Annotated in this window: 19 protein-coding genes; 9 read left to right on the top strand and 10 right to left on the bottom strand. The window is 72.3% G+C overall.

The genetic code is table 11. From position 1 onward, the window contains the following. Positions 1-6: 6 nt before the first annotated feature. Together ABZ454_RS01285 and pdhA (ABZ454_RS01290) are read right to left on the bottom strand one after the other, a co-directional pair. Positions 7-987: an alpha-ketoacid dehydrogenase subunit beta gene (locus ABZ454_RS01285; protein ID WP_356322869.1), complete on the bottom strand. Its 981-nt coding sequence runs from the start codon at positions 985-987 to the stop codon at positions 7-9. A 2-nt stretch (positions 988-989) separates the two neighbouring features. Beyond that, positions 990-2,153 carry a pyruvate dehydrogenase (acetyl-transferring) E1 component subunit alpha gene (gene pdhA / locus ABZ454_RS01290; RefSeq protein ID WP_359535508.1) on the bottom strand — a complete coding sequence of 388 codons (1,164 nt, stop codon included), beginning with the start codon at positions 2,151-2,153 and terminating at the stop codon, positions 990-992. Positions 2,154-2,493: 340 nt separating this feature from the next. On the opposite strand from pdhA (ABZ454_RS01290), the gene ABZ454_RS01295 reads away from it, so the two are divergent. The 3 genes from ABZ454_RS01295 (at position 2,494) to ABZ454_RS01305 (ending at position 4,786) form a co-directional block, all read left to right on the top strand. Continuing rightward, positions 2,494-3,153: a response regulator transcription factor gene (locus tag ABZ454_RS01295; RefSeq protein ID WP_356322874.1), complete on the top strand. Its 660-nt coding sequence runs from the start codon at positions 2,494-2,496 to the stop codon at positions 3,151-3,153. A gap of 145 nt (positions 3,154-3,298) precedes the next feature. Then, complete coding sequence (locus ABZ454_RS01300) at positions 3,299-3,727, top strand: pyridoxamine 5'-phosphate oxidase family protein (protein ID WP_359535511.1); 429 nt, start codon at positions 3,299-3,301, stop codon at positions 3,725-3,727. A 63-nt stretch (positions 3,728-3,790) separates the two neighbouring features. After that, positions 3,791-4,786, top strand: coding sequence for a phosphotransferase (locus ABZ454_RS01305; RefSeq protein ID WP_356322926.1), 996 nt, complete (start codon positions 3,791-3,793; stop codon positions 4,784-4,786). Between the two features lie 8 nt (positions 4,787-4,794). Here ABZ454_RS01305 and ABZ454_RS01310 read toward each other — a convergent pair whose 3' ends face one another. Beyond that, positions 4,795-6,444 carry a protein kinase gene (locus tag ABZ454_RS01310; RefSeq protein ID WP_359535514.1) on the bottom strand — a complete coding sequence of 550 codons (1,650 nt, stop codon included), beginning with the start codon at positions 6,442-6,444 and terminating at the stop codon, positions 4,795-4,797. Positions 6,445-6,738: 294 nt separating this feature from the next. On the opposite strand from ABZ454_RS01310, the gene ABZ454_RS01315 reads away from it, so the two are divergent. The 6 genes from ABZ454_RS01315 (at position 6,739) to ABZ454_RS01340 (ending at position 14,754) form a co-directional block, all read left to right on the top strand. After that, the gene (locus ABZ454_RS01315) at positions 6,739-8,388 is read left to right on the top strand and encodes a protein kinase (RefSeq protein ID WP_359535517.1); all 1,650 of its coding nucleotides are present in this window, start codon (positions 6,739-6,741) and stop codon (positions 8,386-8,388) included. A gap of 789 nt (positions 8,389-9,177) precedes the next feature. Beyond that, positions 9,178-9,429, top strand: coding sequence for a hypothetical protein (locus ABZ454_RS01320; RefSeq protein ID WP_356322882.1), 252 nt, complete (start codon positions 9,178-9,180; stop codon positions 9,427-9,429). Between the two features lie 206 nt (positions 9,430-9,635). Then, entirely contained in the window at positions 9,636-10,247 is a 612-nt protein-coding gene (locus ABZ454_RS01325) for a PadR family transcriptional regulator (protein WP_356322884.1), read from the top strand. 204 nt (positions 10,248-10,451) lie between these two features. Further along, positions 10,452-11,225 (top strand): ABC transporter ATP-binding protein, encoded by a 774-nt coding sequence (locus ABZ454_RS01330; RefSeq protein ID WP_359535521.1) that lies wholly within the window; start codon positions 10,452-10,454, stop codon positions 11,223-11,225. Continuing rightward, positions 11,222-14,062, top strand: a complete 2,841-nt coding sequence (locus ABZ454_RS01335) for an ABC transporter permease (protein WP_359535523.1) — start codon at positions 11,222-11,224, stop codon at positions 14,060-14,062. The genes ABZ454_RS01330 and ABZ454_RS01335 overlap by 4 nt, the downstream gene beginning before the upstream one ends. Before the next feature lie 140 nt (positions 14,063-14,202). Further along, a complete protein-coding gene (locus tag ABZ454_RS01340) occupies positions 14,203-14,754 on the top strand; it encodes a bacterial proteasome activator family protein (RefSeq protein WP_359535526.1) in 552 nt (183 codons plus the stop codon). Between the two features lie 234 nt (positions 14,755-14,988). Here ABZ454_RS01340 and ABZ454_RS01345 read toward each other — a convergent pair whose 3' ends face one another. The 7 genes from ABZ454_RS01345 to pdhA (ABZ454_RS01375) form a co-directional block, all read right to left on the bottom strand. After that, entirely contained in the window at positions 14,989-15,978 is a 990-nt protein-coding gene (locus ABZ454_RS01345; protein WP_359535529.1) for an NAD(P)H-quinone oxidoreductase, read from the bottom strand. Between the two features lie 271 nt (positions 15,979-16,249). After that, positions 16,250-17,323, bottom strand: coding sequence for a potassium channel family protein (locus ABZ454_RS01350; protein WP_356322928.1), 1,074 nt, complete (start codon positions 17,321-17,323; stop codon positions 16,250-16,252). 20 nt (positions 17,324-17,343) lie between these two features. Next, a complete protein-coding gene (locus ABZ454_RS01355) occupies positions 17,344-18,954 on the bottom strand; it encodes a molybdopterin-binding protein (RefSeq protein ID WP_359535531.1) in 1,611 nt (536 codons plus the stop codon). A gap of 284 nt (positions 18,955-19,238) precedes the next feature. Further along, positions 19,239-20,087, bottom strand: a complete 849-nt coding sequence (locus ABZ454_RS01360) for an NTP transferase domain-containing protein (RefSeq protein ID WP_359535534.1) — start codon at positions 20,085-20,087, stop codon at positions 19,239-19,241. Positions 20,088-20,664: 577 nt separating this feature from the next. Beyond that, positions 20,665-22,221 carry a dihydrolipoamide acetyltransferase family protein gene (locus tag ABZ454_RS01365; protein ID WP_359535537.1) on the bottom strand — a complete coding sequence of 519 codons (1,557 nt, stop codon included), beginning with the start codon at positions 22,219-22,221 and terminating at the stop codon, positions 20,665-20,667. Continuing rightward, complete coding sequence (locus ABZ454_RS01370; RefSeq protein ID WP_356322901.1) at positions 22,221-23,252, bottom strand: alpha-ketoacid dehydrogenase subunit beta; 1,032 nt, start codon at positions 23,250-23,252, stop codon at positions 22,221-22,223. Before ABZ454_RS01370 ends, ABZ454_RS01365 begins: the two co-directional genes overlap by 1 nt. Beyond that, positions 23,249-24,412, bottom strand: a complete 1,164-nt coding sequence (pdhA, locus tag ABZ454_RS01375; protein WP_359535540.1) for a pyruvate dehydrogenase (acetyl-transferring) E1 component subunit alpha — start codon at positions 24,410-24,412, stop codon at positions 23,249-23,251. Before pdhA (ABZ454_RS01375) ends, ABZ454_RS01370 begins: the two co-directional genes overlap by 4 nt. Between the last annotated feature and the right edge of the window lie 53 nt (positions 24,413-24,465).

Raw genomic sequence — 24,465 nt, forward strand, 5'->3', positions numbered from 1 at the left:
CGTCCCTCAGTACGCCAGCGAGCGGTCGACGGCGTCGAGCACGCGGTCGAGACCGGGCAGGTACTCGTCCTCCAGCCGCGCCGGCGGGTACGGGACGTGGTAGCCGCCGACCCTCAGCACGGGTGCCTCCAGGTGGTAGAAGCAGCGCTCCGTGATGCGAGCGGCGATCTCCGCGCCGGAGCCGTAGAACACCGGCGCCTCGTGGACCACCACCAGCCGGCGGGTCTTCTCGACGGAGGTCTGGATGGCGTCGAAGTCGATCGGGGACATCGAGCGCAGGTCCACGACCTCGATCGACTTGCCCTCCTCCTGGGCGGCCGCGGCGGCCTCCAGGCAGACCTTCACCATCGGGCCGTACGCGACGAGCGTGAGGTCCGTGCCGGTACGGGCGACGGACGCCCGGTGCAGCTGGCCGGGGATGGACTCGGTGTCGACCTCGCCCTTGTCCCAGTAACGGCGCTTCGGCTCGAAGAAGATGATCGGGTCGTCACTCTGGACGGCCTGCTGCATCATCCAGTACGCGTCCGACGCGTTGGAGGGCGAGACGACCTTCAGGCCCGCGACGTGCGCGAACAGCGCCTCGGGCGACTCGCTGTGGTGCTCCACCGCGCCGATGCCGCCGCCGTACGGGATCCGCACGACGACCGGCAGCTTGATCGTGCCGAGGGAGCGGGCGTGCATCTTCGCGAGCTGCGTGACGATCTGGTCGTACGCGGGGAAGACGAAGCCGTCGAACTGGATCTCCACGATCGGCCGGTAGCCGCGCAGCGCCAGGCCGATGGCCGTGCCGACGATGCCGGATTCGGCGAGCGGGGTGTCGATGACCCGGTCCTCGCCGAAGTCCTTCTGGAGCCCGTCGGTGATCCGGAAGACCCCGCCCAGCTTGCCGACGTCCTCACCCATGATGAGGACCTTGGGGTCGGTGTCGAGGGCCTTGCGCAGCGACTCGTTGAGCGCCTTCGCGATGGACATCTTTTCCATGGCCATGGCTACTTGCCCTCCTCGGCGAACGATGCCTGGTAGGCGGCGAACTGGGCGCGCTCCTCGTCGACGAGCGGGCTCCCGTCGGCGTAGGCGTGGTCGAAGATCGCGAGCCGCTCCGGGTCGGGCATGGCCCGTACCGCCTCGCGTACCCGCTTGCCCAGGGTCTCGCTCTCCTCCTCGAGACCGGCGAAGAACGCCTCGTCGGCGGCGCCCTCGCTCTCCAGGTACCTGCGCAGGCGCAGGATCGGGTCCTTGGCCTCCCAGGAGGCGCGCTCCTCGTCGGCCCGGTACTTCGTCGGGTCGTCGGAGGTGGTGTGCGCGCCCATCCGGTAGGTGAACGCCTCGACGAGGGTGGGGCCCTCGCCCCGGCGGGCCCGCTCCAGCGCCGACTTGGTGACGGCGAGGCAGGCCAGGACGTCGTTGCCGTCGACCCGGACGCCGGGGAAGCCGAAGCCCTGGGCGCGCTGGTAGAGCGGCACCCGGGTCTGCTTCTCGGTCGGCTCGGAGATCGCCCACTGGTTGTTCTGGCAGAAGAACACGACCGGCGCGTTGTAGACGGCGGAGAAGGTGAACGATTCCGCGACGTCGCCCTGGCTGGAGGCGCCGTCCCCGAAGTACGCGATCACGGCGGAGTCCGCACCGTCCTTGGCCACACCCATGGCGTAACCGGTGGCGTGCAGGGTCTGCGAGCCGATGACAATCGTGTACAGGTGGAAGTTGTTGGTGTTCGGGTCCCAGCCGCCGTGGTTCACGCCGCGGAACATCCCGAGCAGATTGGTCGGGTCGACGCCGCGGCACCAGGCCACGCCGTGCTCGCGGTAGGTCGGGAAGACGTAGTCGTCGTCGCGCAGTGCCCGGCCGGAGCCGATCTGTGCGGCCTCCTGGCCCAGCAGCGAGGCCCACAGGCCCAGCTCGCCCTGTCGCTGCAGCGCGGTGGCCTCGGCGTCGAAGCGGCGGGTCAGGACCATGTCCCGGTACAGACCGCGCAGCTCGTCCGCGGTCAGATCGATCGAGTAGTCCGGGTGCTCGACGCGCTCGCCCTCCGGCGTCAGCAGCTGTACGAGCTCGGGTGCGGAACCCTCTGGCGTCTTCGCGGGCGTCTTCGCGGCGCTGGTCCGCTTGCTGCTGCGTCGCGGTTTACGCGCGGCAGCAGTGCTCTCCACGGTCACGTGCGTGCTCCTCCGTCGGTCCGGCCCCCGGGGTCTGCCGGGAGACCAGTGCGGCTCGCCTGTGTCCGGACCCGTGCACGGGGTGGGTGCCGCTCGATCCGGGAAACAGGCGTGACAGGTGCCCCGGCGAGCGTCCTGTCAAAGGCACGTTACCCAGTGCTTCGCATATCTGCGAAACCCTTCCTGACCTGCGTTTTTGCTTGGATATCCAAGTAAATCGCGGAATTCGGGAACTCTCGCTGGTCACAGCACTGGTAACAGCCTCGCAGGCCACCGGAACAACGGCACGTTATCCCGCCGGACAGCGGCAGGGAAGGGGGGAGTGTGTGAGACTGCGTTTGTGCGCAAAGAAGGAAAAATCACTGTTTTTCTGCTGGACGACCACGAAGTCGTCCGCCGCGGAGTCCATGAGCTTCTCTCGGTCGAGGACGACATCGAGGTGGTCGGCGAGGCCGGTACGGCCGCGGACGCGCTGGTGCGCATCCCCGCGACCCGGCCCGATGTGGCCGTCCTGGACGTACGGCTGCCGGACGGCAGCGGAGTGGAGGTCTGCCGCGAGATCCGCTCGCAGGACGAGTCCATCCACTGCCTGATGCTGACGTCGTACGCCGATGACGAGGCACTTTTCGACGCGATCATGGCGGGCGCCTCCGGATATGTGCTCAAGGCGATCCGCGGCAATGAACTGCTGAATGCGGTACGGGACGTGGCGGCCGGAAAGTCGCTGCTCGACCCCGTGGCCACCGCGCGGGTCCTGGAGCGGCTGCGCGACGGCGCGAAGAGCCGGGGCGACGACAAACTCGCGGGCCTGACCGATCAGGAGCGCAAGATCCTGGATCTGATCGGCGAAGGGCTGACGAACCGGGTGATCGGTGAGCGGCTCCACCTCGCCGAGAAGACGATCAAGAACTACGTCTCCAGCCTGCTCTCCAAGCTGGGCATGGAACGGCGCTCGCAGGCCGCCGCCTACGTGGCCCGGCTCCAGGCCGAGAAGCGCTGACCGTACGGGCCGGCCGCCGACGCACGCCGCGTGCACCGCACGAAGGACGGGGCCCCGCCCCCCCGTGATCTTCGGGACTTTGGTCCCGGCCACCCGGGGCCGCGGACTCTTCTTCCCTACGGCGCCTTGACGGACAGTGGAGGTCATGTCCTCCGAGGAACTCCACGCGATCGCCCTGCTCGGCCGGGTCCCCTACGGCCGGCTGGCGACGAGCATGCGCGCCCTGCCGATCCTGACGGTGGCCCGGCACATCGTGGCCGAAGGCCGCGTCCTCCTGCGCATGCACAGCGGCCTCGGCTACCACGACGCCTGCGACGGGGCGGTCGTGGCCTACGGAGCGGACAACTACAACGCCGCCACCTCGGCGGGCAGCCGCGACCTGTGGTCCGTGCAGTTCACCGGGCCCGCACGGATCGTCGAGCCGACCCGCGCCCAGCGCGAGCTGTTCGGCCCCGCCCCGGTCGAGGTCAACGGAGAGCCGTTCGCGTCGGCGTACCTGCGGCTCGAGCCGCACTTCGTCACGGTGCACACTCTGGACTTCCACGCAACTCCGCAGACCCGCAACGCAGCGTGATCTAACATCTGGCGAGTGCCGCGCTCATATGTACCGTCCCCGCCTGTTCCCCCGGTCGGCGAGGTGCTGCGCCGCTACCCGGACGCCGGCGAGCCGCTCACCTGCAAACCCCTCGCTCAGGGCCTGCTCAACCACGGGTACCGGGTGTCCACCACCCGCGGCTCCTACTTCCTCAAGCACCACCTGGACGACTCCACCGGCGACCGCGCGACCATCGTCCGCCAGCACCGGGCCACCCAGCGGCTCCAGTCCCTCGGCGTGCCCGTCGCCCCGCCCGTCGAGGACACCGAGGGCGGCACGGTCACCGAGATCGGCGGCCGCTGCTACGCCCTGCACCCCTGGGTCGACGGACTGCACCGGGCCGGCGCCCAGCTCACCCTGGCCCAGTCGCTGCGTCTCGGGGCGCTGCTCGGAGCCGTACACACAGGTCTTGAGCAGGTCATGGGGACGGGGGCCGGCGCGGGGGCCGGGGAGCGGTCCTGCCACGCCAGCCCCGACCCCGCCGACACCTTCGCGCTGATCGACGAGCTGCTCGCCGCCGCGCGCGGCCGCCGCCCCCGGGACTCCTTCGACGAGCTGGCCGAACACCGGCTCCTGGAGCGGCGCACCCTGCTGGAACAGCACGCGGACCGCCGCCCGCCCGCCCCGGGCGGCCCGGCGACCGGCTGGGTGCACGGCGACTTCCATCCGCTGAACGTGCTCTACCGGGGCGCCGACCCGGTGGCGATCCTCGACTGGGACCGGCTGGGGGTGCAGCCGCGCGCGGAGGAGGCCGTACGGGCCGCGGTGATCTTCTTCGTGCGGCCGGCCGGGGAGCTGGAACTGGGGAAGGTACGGGCGTACGCGCGCGCCTACCGGCGGGCGGCCGGGGCGGGGGCGGACGAGCTGGCGGCGGCGGTGCACCGGGTGTGGTGGGAGCGGCTCAACGACTTCTGGATACTGCGCTGGCGCTACTGCCTGAACGACCGAAGGGCCGACCCGCAGTTTCCTGCGGTGTCGGCCCTGGCGGTGTGGTGGACCCGTGAGTACGAGGCGGTGCGCGACGCGTTCACGGGGTGAGGACGGGACTACGGGGTGGTGCCGCTGCCGGGGCCCGCGGCGGCTCCGGCACTCGTCCCGGCGACGTCCGTACCGGCGTTCGTGCCGGCGTTCGCGCCTTCGTTGGTGCCGGTGCCGGCGTCCGTGCCGGCGTCCGTGCCCTCGTTGGTTCCGGTACCGGCGTCCGTGCCGGCGTCCGTGCCCTCGTCGGTGCCCGTACCACCGTCGTTCGACCCGCTGTTGCCCTCGGTCGTGCCCGCCGAGTCCGTCTCGGTCGGCGAACCCGTAGGCGTCGGATCGGCCGTCTCGCTCGGGGTGTACGAGGGGGTGTACTTCGGCTTCTCGGGCGTCTCCTGCTGGTTGCCGCTGGAGTTGCCCGGCTGCTCGGTGTCGTGCGTCGTCTCCTCCTCGGCCGGCGACGGCGAAGTCTTCGTCGGGGAAGGGGAGCTGGACGTCGTGGCGGGTGGCTGCTTGTGCTTCCCGCCGCTGCTCTGCGCCGCGTTGACCGCGATGGCGACACCCGCGCCGATCGCGATCAGCGCGAGCGCGATGAACAGCCACAGCTTGCCGCGGCCGCTACCGCCCTGCCGGGTGCTGCCCCCGTCGTAGCCGCCGTCGTCCGGGTTCATCGCCGGCAGGATCGGGCCCTGCGAGGTGTCCCCGTGATGCTGGTAACTCATCGCGCGGGTGGCGCCGGTCATCCCGCGGGGCGGGGTGCCGGAGGCCTCGTTCACGACGACCGGGCCGGTGTTCCACGTACCGGTGTGACCGCCCTGCACCTGGAGCATCTGCAGGCTGTACTGGACCAGCCCGCGCATCTCCTCGGCGCTCTGGAACCGGTCGTCCGGGTCCTTCGCGAGCGAGCGCATGACGAGCCCGTCGAGCTCCGGCGGCACCGAGTTCGAGATCTCCGACGGCGGGACCGGAATGTCCTGAACGTGCTGGTACACCACGGACAGCGGCGTCTCGCCGGTGAACGGGGGCCGCAGGGCGAGGAGTTCGTACAGCAGGCAGCCGGTGGCGTACAGGTCGGAGCGGTGGTCGACGGCCTTGCCCAGCGCCTGCTCGGGGGAGAGGTACTGCGGCGTCCCCATGACCATGCCGGTCTGGGTCATCGTCGACTGCGCGCCGTGCAGCGCACGGGCGATGCCGAAGTCCATCACCTTGACCGCGCCGGAGTGCGTGATGATCACGTTCGCCGGCTTGATGTCCCGGTGCACGATCCCGTGCTGGTGCGAGTAGGCGAGCGCCTCCAGCACCCCGGAGACGATGATCAGCGCCTGCTCCGGAGGCGGGGCCTCGGCGTTGAGCAGCAGGTCACGGATGGTGCGGCCCTCGACGAGCTCCATGACGATGTACGGAACGGTCTGGCCGTTCACGGTGTCCTCGCCGGAGTCGTACACCGCCACCACCGCATGGTGGTTGAGGCCGGCGACCGACTGCGCCTCGCGCGTGAACCGGGCCTTGGAGACCGGGTCCTCGGCGAGATCGGAGCGCAGCAGCTTCACAGCGACGGTACGTCCCAGCCGGACGTCCTCGGCCGCGAACACCTCGGCCATACCGCCCCGGCCGAGGCGGCCGGTCAGCCGGTAGCGTCCGTCACCGACCACACCGCCGATGCCCCAGGAGTCGGTGCCATCCGGAACTCCGCCGCCGTTTGCTTCGGGTTCGGGTGCCATCAGTCCTCGCCGTCGTTTCTGTCCGCGCGTCCGCGGGTTCTCACGGTGTCTTGCTGCATTGCCACGTCACGCTACAGCCTTCGACGGACACACCGTTTCCGAGAGGGACGGGCCATCCAACCGGCCGGCACGCCCCCCGCGCAAATTCGATGCAGTTCCTGTAACGCTTCCGAGACGCTTCTTGTGCGTAGGGTCACGGAACGGGCACCCGGCTTGACGTGTCGTACCCCTCGGGCAGACTTGGCGAGGAATACGGATCTTCGCGCGGTCGCGCGCCCTAGGGGGAAGCAAGTAATGAGCCAGGACGGCGCACAGGGTGCCCAGGGTCGCTACGCGGGCGGTTCGGTCGCCGGCGGCCGTTACCAGCTGCGCGACCTGCTGGGCGAAGGCGGTATGGCCTCCGTATACCTGGCTTACGACTCCGCCCTCGACCGCCAGGTCGCGATCAAGACGCTCCACACGGAGCTCGGCCGCGAGCAGTCGTTCCGCGAGCGGTTCCGGCGCGAGGCGCAGGCGGTCGCGAAGCTGCAGCACACCAACATCGTCTCCGTCTTCGACACCGGCGAGGACGAACTCGGCGGCGCGCTGATGCCGTACATCGTCATGGAGTACGTCGAGGGACAGCCGCTCGGCTCCGTCCTCCAGGCGGACATCCGCGCCCACGGCGCGATGCCCGCCGACAAGGCGCTCAAGGTGACGGCCGACGTGCTGGCCGCGCTCGACACCAGCCACGAGATGGGTCTGGTCCACCGCGACATCAAGCCCGGCAACGTGATGGTGACCAAGCGCGGCATCGTGAAGGTCATGGACTTCGGCATCGCCCGCGCCATGCAGTCGGGCGTCACGTCGATGACGCAGACCGGCATGGTCGTCGGCACCCCCCAGTACCTCTCCCCCGAACAGGCCCTGGGCCGTGGCGTGGACGCCCGCTCCGACCTGTACTCGGTCGGCATCATGCTGTTCCAGCTGCTGACCGGACGCATCCCCTTCGACGCGGACTCCCCGCTCGCCATCGCGTACGCGCACGTGCAGGAGGAGCCGGTCGCCCCGTCCACCATCAACCGGTCGATCACGCCGGCGATGGACGCCCTCGTCGCCCGCGCCCTGAAGAAGAATCCCAACGAGCGCTTCCCGAGCGCAGCCGCGATGCAGGACGAGATCGCGCGCGTACTGAGCGCGAGCGGTCACACCGGCGCCCCCGTGATCGTCAGCGGTGCGGGCGCTCCGGCGAACAGCGGCTCGGGTGTCGGTTCGGCGGTCTTCCCGCCGGTCGACCAGTCCACCCCCGCGCCGCAGAACGTCCAGACGCCGTACCAGCCGGGCCCCTACCAGTCGCAGCAGCAGCCCGGCCCCTACGGCATGCCGACGCCCGCCCCGACCCCGTCGTACGGCTATCCGCAGTCGGCTCCGGCGTACCAGTCGCCGGCGGCGATGTCCCCGATGCAGCAGCAGACCCCGCCGCCGTACTCGGTCCCGCCGCAGACGCATTCCACGGGGTCGGGCGGCGGCTCCAAGCGGAACATGCCGGTGATCGTGGGCTCGATCGTGGTCGCCCTGATCGCGATCGGCGGCCTGATCACGGCCCTCGCGCTGAAGGACGACGACTCGGGCAAGGGCGGCGCCGACGCCTCGTCGAGCGAGTCCCCGGCCGGTGAGCACAAGGATCCGGAGCGGAACCGGACGATGGACACCGACAAGTGCACCGAGGCGTACGAGGACGACGACGACCCGAACAAGGTCGACGCCCCGAGCTTCCTCTACAAGGACATCCTCTCGGTGCGCGCCTGCGCGGACGCCGCGGGCTGGACCATCAAGCAGATCAAGGTCCCCGGCAACGCGTACGCGGAGGACCAGGTCATCGACCAGTTCCCCACCTCCGGGACCGCGGTGCCCAAGACGGGTGCCCACTTCGAGCTGCGCATCGCCACCGGCGACCCGGCGTAGGGACCGCGGGAACGGGCAGGCACGCTGCCCGTCGCCGTCGCCGTCGCCGTCGTCGGTCTGCCGTCGGTCTGCCGTGGGCCCGCGATCCGTCTGCCGCCGGCCTGCCGTCGGTCTGCCGCCGGCCCGCGATCCGTCTGCCGCCGGCCTGCCGTCGGGGTCTGCCGTCCGCCCGCCAACCGCCCGCCATCCGTCCGCTTCACCGGAGATGCCGGATATTTCGGCTCATGTGACGCTGACCCCATGGCTTCAGGACACCTCATCCCACGGCCTTCGAGGTGCGTGGTCTGCCTGGCGTTGACGGCGGCCGCGACCCTCGGGGCCACGACTGCCGGAGAGGCCCAGGCCGGCCGGCTCACGTCCGTCCGGGGCCCGGCGGCAGGTGTGTCGGTGCTGCCACGGGTTCCCCTCCCGCCCGGGTCTCCGTCCCTGCTGTCGCGTGTGCCGTCGCCCGTTCCGTCGCTCGTCGCGCCCCCTGTTCCGTCACCCGTCGCCTCGTCGGCCGCGCCGCCTGATCCGTCAGCCGGCCCTTCGTCGGCGTCCCCTTCCGCTGCGGAGTCCGGCGCGCCCGGCACCCCTTCGGCCGCGCCCGCGCACCCCGCACGCCCCGCACACCCCGCACACCCCGCGCCCGCACCGTCCGCCTCCGCGGCCTCCGCGGCGGCGTCCGCGTCCCCATCCGCCTCCTCGTCGCCGCCTTCGCCGGGCCACGGATCGCCGCGCCCCGACGATGCCCGGTCGCCGCTGGCGGGCCGGCCCGCCGGGGAGGGCCGGATGCGGCCCGGGCGGACGATGACACCCACGGAGCTCGCCCGGGCCGACGCGCGCGACGCGGCCGAAGAGGAGGCCGCCGCGACGCGGCCCGCCGCCGTACCGGCCGTCACCCCGGGGGTGAGCCTGTCCCCCGGAGCCGGCCGGATGTCGCGGCAGGCCCTCGACGGGCCCGCCGCCGAGCAGCTCCAGCGGGTGTCGCTCGGCGCGGGAATCGCCCTGGTCGGGCTGGGTCTCGCCTTCCTCGGACTCCGTATGCGCCGCTCCGGCTGAGCACCGCAAGACGCCCGTATGGCGTTCGTACGGCGTTCGTAGGGCGGTCGTAGGGCGGTCGTACGGCTTTCGTGCCGGGACCGTGGACGCCACTCCGGTCGACCGTGGACGCCACTCCGGTCGGGCACCGCACGGAGGACCGGATCGCAGCAGCGGTGGTCGGTGAGGACTTGCGTTCGGCAACATACTCGGTATACATACTCAGTATGTCGATCCGTCACGGGCTGCTGGCCCTCCTGGAGCGGGGCCCCCGGTACGGCTCCCAGCTCCGCACCGAATTCGAGTCGCGCACCGGCTCCACCTGGCCGCTCAACGTCGGGCAGGTGTACACGACGCTCAGCCGACTGGAGCGCGACGGCCTGGTCGTCCAGGACGGCGAGGACGACCAGGGGCACGCCCTGTACTCGATCAGCGACGACGGACGCGCCGAGCTGCGCTCCTGGTTCGAGACGCCGGTCGACCGCAGCAGCCCGCCCCGCGACGAACTGGCCATCAAGCTCGCGATGGCCGTCGGCGCCCCCGGCGTCGACATCCGGGCCGTCATCCAGTCCCAGCGCCACCACACGGTGAAGGCGATGCAGGACTACACCCGCCTCAAGGCGCAGGCCCTCAGCGATGTCCCCGCCAACCGCGACGAGGTCGCCTGGCTGCTCGTCCTGGAGCAGCTGATCTTCCAGGCCGAGGCGGAGGCCCGCTGGCTGGACCACTGCGAGTCCCGGCTGGTCCGCCTCGCCGAGGCCGCCGCCACGGAGCCCGAGGCGGGCACGTCCCCGCGCACCACCGCCCGTAACGCCTCCCGGCCCCGCGCCCGCCGCTGAGCGACCGCACGAACCGCGGAGCCACCACACGAACCGCAGGCCCAGGCCGCACACCCCCGATGCGCCGGCCGTCATGACCGACGGCCGCGCACCCGTCACGGCCCACCGCCGCACACCCGTCACCACCGACGGCCCGCGCCCGTCACGACCGACGGCCACGCACCAGACCGACCACAGACCCGTTCCGAGGGGGAACCCACCGTCATGGCCCCGCACGTCCCGTCTCCGTCCCCGGCCGCTCCGCCCCTGCCGGTGGATGCTCCGGTGCTCGAACTCCGCGACCTGACCCGTACCCACGGCACCGGTATCGCCGAGGTGCACGCCCTGCGAGGGATCAACCTTGCGGTGCACCCCGGTGAGCTCGTCGCCGTGATGGGCCCGTCCGGCTCGGGCAAGTCCACCCTGCTGACCCTCGCCGGCGGTCTCGACACCGCGACCAGCGGTCAGATCGTCATCGAGGGCCAGGACATCTCCACGCTCGGCCGCAAGGGCGTGGCCGCTCTGCGCCGCCGCAGCGTCGGCTACGTCTTCCAGGACTACAACCTGATCCCCGCCCTGACCGCCGCCGAGAACATCGCCCTGCCGCGCGAGCTCGACGGGATCTCGGTCCGCAAGGCGCGCAAGGAGGCCCGGGCCGCCCTGGAGGAGATGAGGCTCCTGGACGTCGCCGACCGCTTCCCGGACGAGATGTCCGGCGGCCAGCAGCAGCGCGTCGCGATCGCCCGGGCGCTGGTGGGGGACCGGCGCCTCGTACTCGCCGACGAACCGACCGGGGCGCTCGACTCCGAGACCGGCGAGGCCGTCCTCGCGCTGCTGCGCAACCGCTGCGACCAGGGCGCCGCCGGGGTGATGGTGACGCACGAACCGCGGTACGCCGCCTGGGCGGACCGGGTGGTCTTCCTGCGGGACGGTTCGATCGTCGACCAGACCCTGACCGTCGGGGCCGACTCGCTGCTGGCCGCCGGGAGCGCCGAGTGAGCCCCTTCACGGGGTGGCGCGCCGCCCTCCGGATAGCCCGCCGCGACGCCCTGCGGGCGAAGGGCCGCAGCGCCCTGGTGGTCGCGATGATCGCCCTGCCCGTGCTCGGGGTGACGGCCGCGGACGTCACGTACCGCAGTGCGGACTCCACCCAGGCCGAGCGGCTGACCGCCGAGATGGGCTCGGCCGACGCACTCTTCAGCGACCCTGGCCTAGGACCGCTGCAGCAGATGCCCGACGGGAACCAGTACGACATGGTCGGTGACACGGCTCCCGAGGGGGACGTTCCGCCGGTCGACATGCGCACCGCCTTCCCCGAGGGCGCCCGGGCGATCACCATCCGGTCGGTGCCCGCGAGCGTCACGACCGCGTACGGGCTCGCCAACACCGACATCGTCGAGTTCCCCACCTCGGACCCGATGGCCCGCGGCAAGGTCGACCTGGTCGAGGGCGAGTTCCCGCGCGGCACCGGTGAGATGGCGGCCACCGAGCCGTTCCTGGAATCGTCCGGGCTGCACATCGGCTCCCGCACCACCGTGAAGAGCGCCGACCGGACGTACACCATCACCGGTGTCGTCGAGCAGCCCGACGACCTGAAGGCGCAGAAGCTCTACGCCGACCCGGGCGCCGTCATCGCCCCGTGGCAGGCCACCGCCGACCGCGACAAGAAGGTGCTGCCGCCCAACACCGGCTCGCCCCAGTGGCTGGTCAAGGGCCCCGGCCGGGCAGGCGTCGACTGGGACGACGTCCTCGCGGCCAACAAGGCCGGCGCCCTCGTCCTGTCCCGTCAGGTGGTCCTGGACCCGCCGCCCGACTCCCAGGTCCCGCTGGCGCAGTCGGTGAACAGTTACGACACAAGCGACTCCGGCGAGACGAGCGCCGCCCTCGTCACCGTGGTCGCCATGGCCCTCCTGGAGATCGTCCTGCTCGCAGGACCGGCCTTCGCCGTCGGGGCGCGCCGCTCGCGCCGTCAGCTCGGACTCGTCGGCACCTGCGGCGGCGACCGGCGCCACGTACGCGCCGTGGTGCTCTCCGGCGGGCTGGTGCTGGGCGCCATCGGGGCGGTGACCGGGGTCGCGGCCGGGCTGCTGCTCACCGTGGCCCTCCGCCCGCTCATCGAGGACTGGGCCGGGCAGCGCTTCGGCTCTCTGGTCCTGAAACCGACGGAACTCCTCGTCATCGCCGCGCTCGGCCTGGTCACCGGGCTCCTGGCGGCGTTCGCTCCGGCGATCGTGGCCGCCCGGCAGTCCGTACTTGAATCGCTCACCGGCCGGCGCGGGGTGCGCCGCAGCTCCCGGGTCCTGCCCACCGTGGGCGCCTGCGTGCTGGCCATCGGCATCGCCGTTGCCGTCTACGGAGGCACCAGCGGCGACTCCACGTGGGTCGCCGGCGGCTCCGTCATCGCCGAACTGGGGCTGCTCGCCTGCATTCCCGTGATCGTCGGCCTGCTGGGCCGGCTCGGCCGCAGGCTGCCGCTCTCGCCGCGGATGGCCCTGCGGGACGCCGCCCGCAACCGGGGCCGCACCGCTCCGGCGGTCGCCGCCGTGATGGCGGCCGTCGCGGGGTCGGTGGCCATCGCGACGTACATGTCGAGCAGTCTGGCCGAGTCCGACTACGACTACATGCCCATGCTGACCGAGGGAACGGTGGTCCTGTCGTCGATGGACGCCAAGTCGGCCGAACGCCTCCCGCTGGCCCGGGCGTCCGTCGAGCGGAACATCGCGGTGACGGGCGCGCCCGCCAACTTTTCCCGGGTCTGGGCAGGCAGCGACTGCAACGTCTACTACGAGGAGGACGGCTGCGGCTCCCTGGAGCTGGTCAAGCCCACCGGCAAGGGCCACACGTGCCCGCTCCAGACCAAGGGCGCCAAGAAGCTCGCCGCGCGACTCTCCTCGGAGGAGCACCGGAAGATGATGCACTCCCCCGAGTGCATGGACGAATACCTCTCCTCGGGCAGTTTCACCTCCGAGCCGAACAACATCGTCGTGGGCGGCCCGGACCTGCTCCGCACCTACGCGAAACTCGACGACCCCGCGGCCGCCGCGGCGCTGAAGGCCGGCACCCCCGTCCTGCTGAACCGGGCGTACGCGAAGAACGGCGAGATCACGCTCAAGGCCGTCCACAAGTACACCGCCAAGGACAAGAAGAACTACAAGCTGCACCCCGGCGCGGCCCGCACGTCCACGGACCGGCTGAAGGTGTACGTCGCGGACGCCGAGTACGCCGCCACTCCCGGCCTCCGCGTGGTCCTTCCGCAGCAGTCCGCCGAGCGGCTCGGCCTGCACACCGAGGCAGCCGGCAGTGTGTACGCCGTGCCGCATCCGCCCAAGGACGCCGAGGAGCAGCGCGTGTCGGCCGCCCTCGAGCAGGCCGGCGGCGGGATCTGGCTCCAGACCGAATCCGGACAGGGCGACCGGGAGAGCACCGTTCTGCTGATCCTCACCCTGTTCGCCGGTGTGGTGACCCTGGGTGCGGCGGCCATCACCACCGGCCTCGCCAAGGCCGACGCGGAGGCCGACCTCACCACCCTGAGCGCGGTCGGGGCGCCCCCGCGCGTACGACGGGCGCTCTCGGGCTTCCAGTGCGTGGTGGTGGCGCTCACGGGGGTGCTGCTCGGCACCGCGGCGGGACTGGTGCCGGCGGTGGCGCTGCGTCTGGTGGACCTGCGTCACGCGATGGCGGCGATGCGGAAGGAGCCCATGGAGTCCGCCTTCACGCCGATCGTGCTGCCCTGGGCCACCATCGGGCTGCTGGCCGTGGTCGTCCCGCTGCTGGCCGGGGTGCTGGCGGCGGCACTCACCCGCTCCCGGCTCACGCTGGCCCGGCGCGCCGGGTGAACCGGCTGAACCGGCGCGCGGCCGCGGCGGCCGCCTGACCGGCTGCGTCCACGCGCATGTGGTGCCCCTGGAAACGGTGGATCATCCGTTTCCGGGGGCACCACAGTGGTGGACAGCGTGTGTGCGAGACAATGGGTGACATGGAGATGCCGAGGAATGAACGGTCGCAGGAGCACCCCCAAGTCCTCGTGGTGGGGCAGGACGGAATGGCGATCGGCGGCGGTGGCACTGACGACGAGTCGCGTGAGGTCCCAGTGACGGAAATGGTCGAACAGCCCGCGAAGGTCATGCGCATCGGCAGCATGATCAAGCAGCTCCTGGAGGAGGTCAGGGCGGCTCCTCTCGACGAGGCGAGCCGTGTGCGCCTGAAGGAGATCCACGCCAGCTCGGTCAAGGAGCTGGAGGACGGCCTCGCGCCGGAACTGGTGGAGGAGCTGGAACGGCTGTCGCTGCCGTTCACCGAGGAGTCCGTCCCCTCCGAGGCGGAACTGCGGATCGCGCAGGCCCAGTTGGTCGGCTGGCTGGAGGGCCTCTTCCACGGCATCCAGACAGCGCTGTTCGCCCAGCAGATGGCGGCCAGGGCGCAGCTGGAGCAGATGCGCCGCGCGCTGCCCCCCGGCAGCGGCCACGAGGAGGAGGACGGCGGCGGCGTGGACCCGCACGGGGCGATCCGCTCGGGTCCGTACCTGTAGCTCCGGCCGGGCCTGTACGCGAAGTCTGGGTCGGCGCTGTACGTCCGGTGCCGTTGGGGCCTGTACGTCCGGTGCCGGCGGGGCCGTATCCGTACTCGTGCCGTACCCGTACCCGTACCCGTACCCGTATCCGTACCCGTCGATCAACCGAATGCGCGCGAAAGGGCCCGGCACGCCTGCCGGGCCCTTCGCGCGTTCCCGGGCGCTCCCATGCGCTGCCGGGCTCGCGGCGGGTCAGGCCGTTTCGGGCGCCCGCAGGAGGACCTTGCCGATGTGGGCGCTCGACTCCATCACCCGATGGGCCTCAGCCGCCTCCCGCATCGGCAACGTACGGTCCACGATCGGCCGGACCACGCCGTCGCCGATCAGTGGCCAGACGTGCTCGCGTACGGCGGCGACGATCGCCGCCTTCTCGGCGAGCGGGCGCCCGCGCAGCGAGGTGGCCATGACGGCGGCCCGCTTGTTCAGCAGGGTGCCGAGGTTCAGCTCGCCCTTGGCGCCGCCCTGGAGGCCGATGATGGCGAGCCGCCCGTTCACGGCGAGCGCCTGCACGTTCCGGTCCAGGTACTTCGCGCCGACGATGTCGAGGATGACGTCCGCGCCCGCCCCGTCCGTCGCCTTGCGGAGCTCCTCGACGAAGTCCTGTTCCCGGTAGTCGATCAGGATGTCGGCGCCGAGTTCGGCACAGCGCGCCAGCTTCTCGGGACCGCCGGCGGTCACGGCGACCTGGGCGCCGACCGCTTTGGCGAGCTGGATCGCCATCGTGCCGATTCCGCTCGACCCCCCGTGGACCAACAGCGTCTCGGTGGGGCGCAGATGAGCCACCATGAACACGTTGGACCAGACCGTGGCCGTCACTTCGGGCAGCGCCGCCGCGAGCGTGAGGTCCAGCCCGTCCGGTACGGGGAGCAACTGCCCGACGGGGACGGCGACCTTCTCCGCATAGCCGCCGCCCGCGAGGAGCCCGCACACCTCGTCGCCGACCGACCAGCCGACGACACCGGGGCCGAGCGCCGAGACGCGGCCCGCACATTCCAGGCCGGGGTAGGGGGACGCGCCCGGGGGCGGGTTGTAGAAGCCTTGCCGCTGGAGCACATCGGCCCGGTTGACCGCGCTGGACACGACATCGACGAGGACCTCGCCCTCGCCGGGTACGGGATCGGGCACCTCGGCCCACACGAGCGCCTCGGGGCCACCGGGTTCGGGGATCGTGATCGCATACATGGCCGCGAGGCTACTCCGTGGAGGGTGGCCCACGACGAGGCGCGGGGGTGCGGCGGAGCACGGTCGACGGATCGGCCCAGCGCGGCGGGCGAGCCCGCGGGGCGCGGCAGGGCCGGGCGCGGCAGAGCGGGGCGCGGCAGGGCGGGGCGCGGCAGGGCGGGGCGCGGCAGGGCGGGGCGCGGCAGGGCGGGGCGACCGACGCTTCGCCGCGTTCAGGCGCGCTGAGCTCCCGGCGACCGGCTCGACAAGACCGGCTGCGACAAGTGCCGGGTCAGGCGCGCGGATCTGCCTGCGGCGGGTGGTTGAGGGGCGGTTCGTTGGAGGCGCGCACGATGGTGATCAGCCGGTCCGTCAGCTGCAACGGGCTGGCCGCCGGATCGTCGTACCCCAGGAGCCGGTGGCCGCGCAGAACACTGACCACGAGGTCATTCGTCTCCCGGACGTTCTTGCCCACCTCGGCCTTTATCACCGGCCGTTCGACGAGGTCGAGCCCGCTGCCCTGCTGGATCAGGTCCTCCATCACCGTGCCCGCGCTCGGGCTGAGCACGGAGAGACCGAGCAGCCGGCCCGCCGCGCTGGCGCTGGTGATCACGGCGTCGGCACCGGACTGCCGCAGCAGCGGGGCGTTCTCCTCCTCGCGCACCGCGGCCACGATCTTCGCGCCGCGGTTGAGCTGCCGCGCGGTCAGCGCGACCAGGACCGCCGTGTCGTCGCGCTGGGTGGCGATGATGACCTGACGCGCCTTCTGCAGCTCGGCCCGCAGCAGCACCTCACTGCGGGTCGCGTCCCCGAGCACGCCGGTGAAGCCCTCCGCGTTGGCGATCTCTATCACCTTCGACGCCGGGTCGACGATGACGATCTGCTCCTTCTTCAGCCCGGTGGCGCAGAGGGTCTGGATGGCCGAACGGCCCTTCGTGCCGAAGCCGACGACGACGGTGTGGTCACGCAAGTTGGTTCTCCAACGCTTCAGCCGGAAGTCCTCGCGGGTCCGTTCCGTGAGGACCTCAAGGGTGGTGCCGACCAGGATGATGAGGAAGAGCACGCGCAGCGGGGTCACGAGCAACACGTTCACGAGCCGGGCGGCGTCCCCGTACGGGGTGATGTCGCCGTATCCGGTGGTGGAGAGGGTGACCGTCGCGTAGTACACCGCGTCCAGGAGGTCGACCTCGCCATCGGCCGCGTCGTGGTAACCGCCACGGTCGGCCCAGACGATCAGCACCGTGGCGGCGAGCACCATCAGAGCCATCATCAGCCGTTTGGCGACCTGACGGGCCGGACCGTCGACGACCCTGCGCGGGAGCATCACCCGGGTGGGGACGACGTGTTCGTCGGCGCGCCTGGCCATGGCGTCATGGCCGGGAAGTTTCACGTGAAACACCCTTCAGTCCACGGCGTCGCCGGGGCCCACGGTAGATCGAGGATCTCCACCTCGGTGCCGGACCGTACCCCGCCCGGCTCCACAACAGCCAGCCCGTCCGCGGCGGCGACGCCGCGCAGCATGGCAGGACCGTTGTAATGCAGGGGTACGACGTGATCCGCACCGCCGCCGGTTCCCGTGCCGGCGAGGTGACTCGCGGAGCCGCCGGCCGGGCCGGGCGCCGCGGCTGTGCGATGGACCACGGGGACCAGCCGGGTGTCGTGCGGGTGTCCGTGCACCTCGTCGCGCACCGCCACCCGGTAGGGGGCCTCGGGGGTCCGGCCCGCCAGCCCTCGTAGCAGCGGCTCGGCCAGGGTGAGCAGCCCGGACACGGCGGCCAGCGGATTGCCGGGCAGCCCGACGAGATACGGGCCTCCGGCGCCGAGCCGGGCCAGCAGCATGGGGTGACCGGGGCGCACGGCGACCCCGTCGACGAGCAGTTCGGCACCGATCCGGGCCAGGACGGGGTGCACGTGGTCCACGGGCCCGGCGGCGGTGCCGCCCGTGGTGACGATCAGATCGGCCTCGGACCCGGTGAGTGCCTGCCGTAGGGCCTCCGCGTCGTCGCCGAGCCGGCGCGGCGCGGAGACCTCGGCGCCCAGCGCGCGCAGCCAGGGTCCGATCATCGGGCCGAGGGCGTCCCGGATCAGCCCGTCGTGCGGCAGCCCGGCGGTGAGGAGTTCATCTCCGAGGACGAGGACGTCGACGCGGGGCCGGGGCCGGGTCGGCAGCTCGTCGTAACCGGCGGCCGCGGCCAGTCCGAGGACGGCGGGCGTCACCAGCGTGCCGGCGGGGAGGAGGTCGTCGCCGGAGCGGCACTCCTGTCCGCGCGGTCGGATGTCCTGCCCGGGATGCACCTGGCGCTGCGCGTGGAGCAGCCCCTTGGCCGCGTCGGCGTGGGCGTGCTCGGTGCGGATGACAGCGGTGACGTCCGCCGGGATCCGGGCTCCTGTGGCGATCCGGACCGCGTCGCCGTCGGGGAGCGGGGCGGGCGTGGCGTGGCCGGCGAGGATCCCCTCGTCGTCCTTGTCCCGGATGGTCCAGGGACTCGGCCCCGCGACGGCCCAGCCGTCCATGGCGGAGGTGTCGAAGGGCGGCAGATCGGTGAGGGCGGCGAGCGGCTCGGCGAGCACCTGCCCGAGCGCCTGGTCGAGAGGAAGCCGCACGGTACGCGGAGGAACCGCGCGCCCTGCTCTGGCGGCGACGGCACGGGCCTCGTCCCATGGGGTCGCAGGGCGATGCGGCCGGTCGTGCGGGGCGGCCCCGTCCCGGTGGGGCGCGGGGGAGTGCGCGGCGTGGTCCGGGGAGTTCGCGCCGGCGCGGTGGGCGGAGCTGCCGGAGTACGGGTGGTGGGGAGGCGTGGTGAGGTCCGCCTGAGGCAGCTGGGAAGGGGTGGTGGGGTCGACGTGACGCCGAGCGGAAGGGTCATTCCCGGCCCAGCTCGCGGGCTGCGGGCGGGCCTGGTCCGAGACCCGAGGTTCGGGACCGGGCTCTCCCTCTCTCCCTGCGGCTGCCCCCGCCGGCGCCTGGCGGCTGACCAGAGCGAGAGCCTGCGCCACGGCCCGTTCCTCGTCGGCCTCGGCCTCGGCAGCGCTGTTCCGTTCGGCGACCCGATCGGCATCCGGAACGGGTCCCCTGTCCCCCGGTACCCTCCGGCCCGTCGCGGGCCGAAGCGGGTCCGTGGCGGGCGCCAGCTGATCTGTGGCCGGGGGGAGCCGGTCCGTCGCGGGAGGAATCCGGTCCGTCGCGGGCCGAGGCGGGTCCGTGGCGGGCGCCAGCTGATCTGTGGCCGGGGGGAGCCGGTCCGTCGCGGGAGGCCGTTCGGCGCTGCCGCTGTGGTCCGTCATGGCGTCTCGGTCTCGTCCGCCCACCGGAGGGCGAGCGCGGCAGCCTTCCGGGCGGCCTCGGCCACTGCCTCCGGGCCGCCACCGCCACCGCTCGCCTGCGCCGCCGCGTAGCCGACCAGGAAGGTCGTCAGGGGCGCGGCGGGGCGGGCGACCCCGTGGGCGGCGTCGCGGGCGAGGTCGAGCAGGACGCCGGTGTCGACGTCGAGTTCGATGCCCAGTTCGTTCTTGACTGCGGTGATCCATTCATCCAGCACGGTCCCATGCTCCCTGATCCGGGCCCGGGCCGAGGCCACGTCCTCCCAGGTGTCGCAGTCGAACGAGGCGAGCGGGTCCACCGCGACCCTGGAGAGCCTCAGTTCGTGGGTGAGCAGCCGCAGGGGCAGACCGGCCAGGCTCCCGTGCTCGGCGGCGATGAGCGCCAGCTCGCGACGCAACGGTTCCGCGTGGTAGACGGCGACCAGCGGCTGGTCCCGGCCATCCTGATCGGTGGAGACAGCGGCCTCCGCGCCCCCCTCGTCGGCCGCTTCCAGCAACGAGCCGACCGTGTCCGCTCCCAGGAACGGCAGGTCGGCGGAGAGCACCAGCACGCGTTCCGCCGCCGTATGCCGCACCCCCGCACCGAGCGCCGCCAACGGGCCGCCGCCCTGCGGCTCTTCGCGCGTCCAGGTCACGGCGCGCGAGGTGGGTCGTCGTCCTCCTACGACCACGGTGGTTCGGGCGCCCTCACAGGCGCCGAGCACCCGGTCGAGCAGCGCGCGGCCGCCGACCCGGACCCCGGGCTTGTCGGCACCGCCGAGGCGCTTGGCGGCCCCTCCGGCGAGAACGATGGCGTCATACGCGGTCATGCCCCGAGTATGCGGGCCACACCCTCCGGTGGATCCGCCCTGTCCACGGTGCGGTCGTTCTTGCCGTTGCCGTTGCCGTTGCCGTGGCTCGACGCGGACGCGAGGGAGGGAAACCGGGAGCGCCGCAGGAGGAAGGCGCGTACGAGGCCCGGCCGCGCAACCACCCGGCAGGCCACCCAGCAGGACGCCCAGCAGAATCGCCGCAGATCACCTGGCAGGCCACCCGGCAGGAATCGCCGCAGATCACCCGGCAGAGCAGCCCGGCGCAGTCGGCGCACGACCTCCTGGCAGGACTCGCCGCACACACTCCCGGCAGGACTCGCCGCCCAAACTCCCGCCCGGGCAGCCCGGCAAAAATCGCCGCACGACCTCCCGCCCGGGCAGCCCGGCAAAAATCGCCGCACGACCTCCCGACCGGGCAGCCCGGCGAGACTCGCCGCACGACCTCCCGCCCGGACCCGCCGCGCGTGTCCTGCGTGGGCCCGCGCACTCTACGTGGGCCCGCCCCGCAGCCGCCCGGCACAGGCCCCGCACAACCACCTGACAGGGCCCGCCGAACGACGCCGGCCGGCCCGGCCTACAGCGTCCGCAGCAGCACCGCCGGCTGTTCGACGCAGTCGGCCACGAAGCGCAGGAAGCCGCCCGCCGTACCGCCGTCGCAGACCCGGTGGTCGAAGGTCAGGGAGAGCTGGACGACCCGTCGCACGGCCAGTTCTCCCTCGTGCACCCATGGCTTGGGGACGATCCGGCCGACCCCGAGCATCGCCGCCTCCGGGTGGTTGAGGATCGGCGTCGAGCCGTCGACACCGAACACCCCATAGTTGTTGAGCGTGAACGTGCCGCCGGTCAGCTCCGCCGGCTTCAGAGTTCCCGTCCTCGCCGCCTCGGTCAGCCGGGCGATCTCCGCCCCGATCGACTCCGCGTTGCGCTGGTGGGCGTCCCGGACGACGGGGACCACCAGACCGCGCTCGGTCTGGGCCGCGAAGCCGAGATGGACCTCCGGCAGCCGCACGATCTCGCGCGCCTCCACGTCCACCGTGGAGTTGAGTTCGGGGTACCGGGCCAGTGCCGCCGTGCAGATACGGGCGAGGAGCGCGAGCACCGACACCTTCGGGCCCGCACCGGGGCCGCCGACGCTGTTCATGGCCGCCCTGGCAGCCATCAGCTCGGTGGCATCGGCGTCCACCCAGCACGTGGCGTCGGGGATCTCGCGCCGGCTGCGCGCCAGCTTGTCGGCGACGGCGCCGCGTACCCCGCGCAACGGAATCCGTTCGCCTGCAGGGCGTGCCGACGAGTCGGGCGACGCCGCCACGGCCTGTGCCGCAGGGGCCACAGGTGCAGCGGTTGCAGCAGGGGCCACGGGAACCGCCGGGGCCCCGGCCGCCGACCGGATGGCGGACTCGACATCCGCCCGCAGAATCAGCCCGTCAGGCCCGGAGCCCGCGAGCTTCCGCAGATCGAGATCGTGTTGCCGCGCAAGCTTGCGCACCAACGGGGAGACCACGGCGACCGGCCCCTGTGCGCCGTCCGCACCCCGGCCGGAGACCGCGACCTCATCGGCCACGACAGCAGTGGGAGCAGCGGGAGCAGTGGGAGCGGCAGGGGCACTGGCAGAAGTACGGGCAGAAGCACCGACAGGAGCAGCAGAGCCGTCAACCGCAGCGGAGGCAACAGAAGCGGAGGCAACAGAGGCGGAGGCGACAGACGCGGAGGCGCCGGCAACGCCGCGGCCCGAAAGGCTGTCCGGCCGGACCCGTCGGCGCCGCGACGGCGGTGCCCCGGTCCCGTACCCCACCAGCACGTTCCCGGACCCGGACGCCTCTTCGGCCGCCGCCGCGTCCGGCCCCGTGCCGGAGCGGTCCCCGGCCGCCGTCGCCGACGATTCGACGGATCCGACCGCGACCGTCAGCAGGGGCGCTCCGACGGGGAGTTCCGTCCCCTCGTCGCCGAACCGCGCGGTCACCACGCCCCCGTACGGGCACGGCACCTCGACCATCGCCTTGGCCGTCTCGACTTCGACGACCGGCTGATCGATGGCGACGACATCGCCGACCTCCACCAGCCAGCGCACGATCTCCGCCGCGGTCAGCCCCTCGCCGAGATCCGGCAGCTTGAATTCGAGTACCTGAGGCATCAGTTCTCCGCCTCCCACTGCAGCCGTGCGACGGCGTCGAGCACCCGGTCCACGCCCGGCAGGTGGTGGCGCTCCTGCATCGGCGGCGGATACGGGATGTCGAAGCCGGCGACGCGCAGCACCGGCGCCTCCAGATGGTGGAAGCAGCGCTCGGTGACGCGCGCGGCGATCTCGCCGCCCGGGCCGCCGAATCCGGTGGACTCGTGGACGACGACCGCGCGACCGGTGCGTCGCACGGATGCGGTGACGGTCTCGTCGTCGAAGGGCACCAGCGACCGCAGGTCGACGACTTCGAGGTCCCAGCCCTCCTCGACGGCGGCCTGCGCCGCCTCCATGCAGACCGGCAGCGACGGTCCGTACGTGATCAGCGTCGCGCTGCGGCCGGGGCGGCGCACAACGGCGCGTCCGATGGGTTCGACGGCGGCCGGCGTCTGCGGCGACCAGTCCGCCTTCGACCAGTAGAGCCGCTTTGGCTCCAGGAAGACCACCGGATCGTCGGACGCGATCGAGGCTCTCAGCAGCCCGTACGCGTCCTCGACCGTGGCGGGCGTGACGACATGGAGACCCGGGGTCGCCATGTAGTACGCCTCCGAGGAGTCGCTGTGGTGCTCGACACCGCCGATTCCGCCGCCGTAGGGGACCCGGACCGTGATCGGCAGCGGCATCGCGCCCCCGGTCCGGTTCCGCATCTTGGCGACATGGCTGATGAGCTGCTCGAACGCCGGATAGGCGAAGGCGTCGAACTGCATCTCCACCACGGGCCGGAGCCCGTACATCGCCATGCCGACCGCCGCCCCGAGGATGCCGGCCTCGGCGAGCGGGGTGTCCGTGCACCGCTCGTCACCGAACTCCTTCGCCAGGCCGTCGGTGATCCTGAAGACTCCGCCGAGCGTCCCGACGTCCTCACCGAGGACGTGCACCGAAGGGTCCTCGGCCATCGAGTCGCGCAGCGCGCGTCCGAGTGCCTGCGCCATGGTGGCGGGCTTGGCCTTCGCCGTCCGCTGTCCGGCCGTGGCCGCTGCGGTGGTCATCGCCCCGTACCCCTGTCGTCCGTGCCGTGCTCGTCGTGCTCCGCGTCCAGCTCGACCCTCAGGTGGGCCGCCTGCTCGCGCAGTTGTGCCGTCTGCTCCGCGTACACATGGGCGAAGAGATCCATCGGATCGAGCACCGGGTCCGCGTTCATCCGCTCCCTCAGCCGTGCCGCCATCCGCTCCGCGGCCTCGCGCGCCTCCTCCATGCCTTCTTCGCCGAGCAGCCCGCGTCCGGTGAGCTCGCGCTCCAGGAGGCGGACCGGGTCGTGGGCCCGCCAGGCCTCCACCTCGCTCTCGCCGCGGTAGCGCGTCGCGTCGTCGGCGTTCGTGTGCGCGTCCATGCGGTAGGTGACGGCCTCCACGAGCGTCGGACCGGCGCCGCTGCGGGCACGCGCCACGGCCTCCGAAAGCACCTGGTGCACCGCCGCCGCGTCGTTGCCGTCGACCAGCCGGCCGGGCATCCCGTACCCCACGGCCTTGTGGGCCAGGGACGGTGCCGCGGTCTGCTTGGCGAGGGGCACGGAGATGGCGAAGCCGTTGTTCTGCACGAGGAAGACGACCGGGGCACGCCAGACGGCCGCGAAGTTCAGCGCCTCGTGGAAGTCGCCCTCGCTGGTGCCACCGTCACCGACCATGGCGAGCGCCACCACGTCGTCCCCCTTGAGCCGCGCCGCGTGGGCCAGGCCCACGGCATGCGGCAGCTGGGTGGCGAGCGGGGTGCACAGGGGCGCGATGCGGTGCTCGCGCGGGTCGTACCCGGTGTGCCGGTCGCCGCGCAACAGGGTGAGGGCCTCGACCGGGTCCAGCCCCCGGGCCACGGCCGCGAGCGTGTCCCGGTAGCTGGGGAAGAGCCAGTCCCGCTCCTCGAGCACCAGGGCGGCCGCGATCTCACAGGCCTCCTGTCCGGTGCTCGACGGATAGACGGCGAGCCGGCCCTGTTTGGTGAGGGCGGTCGCCTGTGCGTTGTACCGCCGGCCGCGCACGAGCTCGGCGTAGAGCCGCAGCAGCAGGTCGGGGTCCGCGTCGGCCGCGGCGTCCGTACCGAGCACGCGGAACGGCTCGGAGTCCGGGAGCAGGGGCGCGGGATCGGTGAGCGGCTTCCAGGCCGGGGGCGGCGTGGGCCGGTAGGCGGCCGCGCCGGGCAGCTCTTGGACCGTCATGACAAGCACCTCCTGGCGTCGAGGGGTATCGAGCGACATCTGTCGGCATCGGG

The sequence above is a fragment of the Streptomyces sp. NPDC005803 genome, from assembly GCF_040630435.1.
GTDB lineage: Bacteria > Actinomycetota > Actinomycetes > Streptomycetales > Streptomycetaceae > Streptomyces.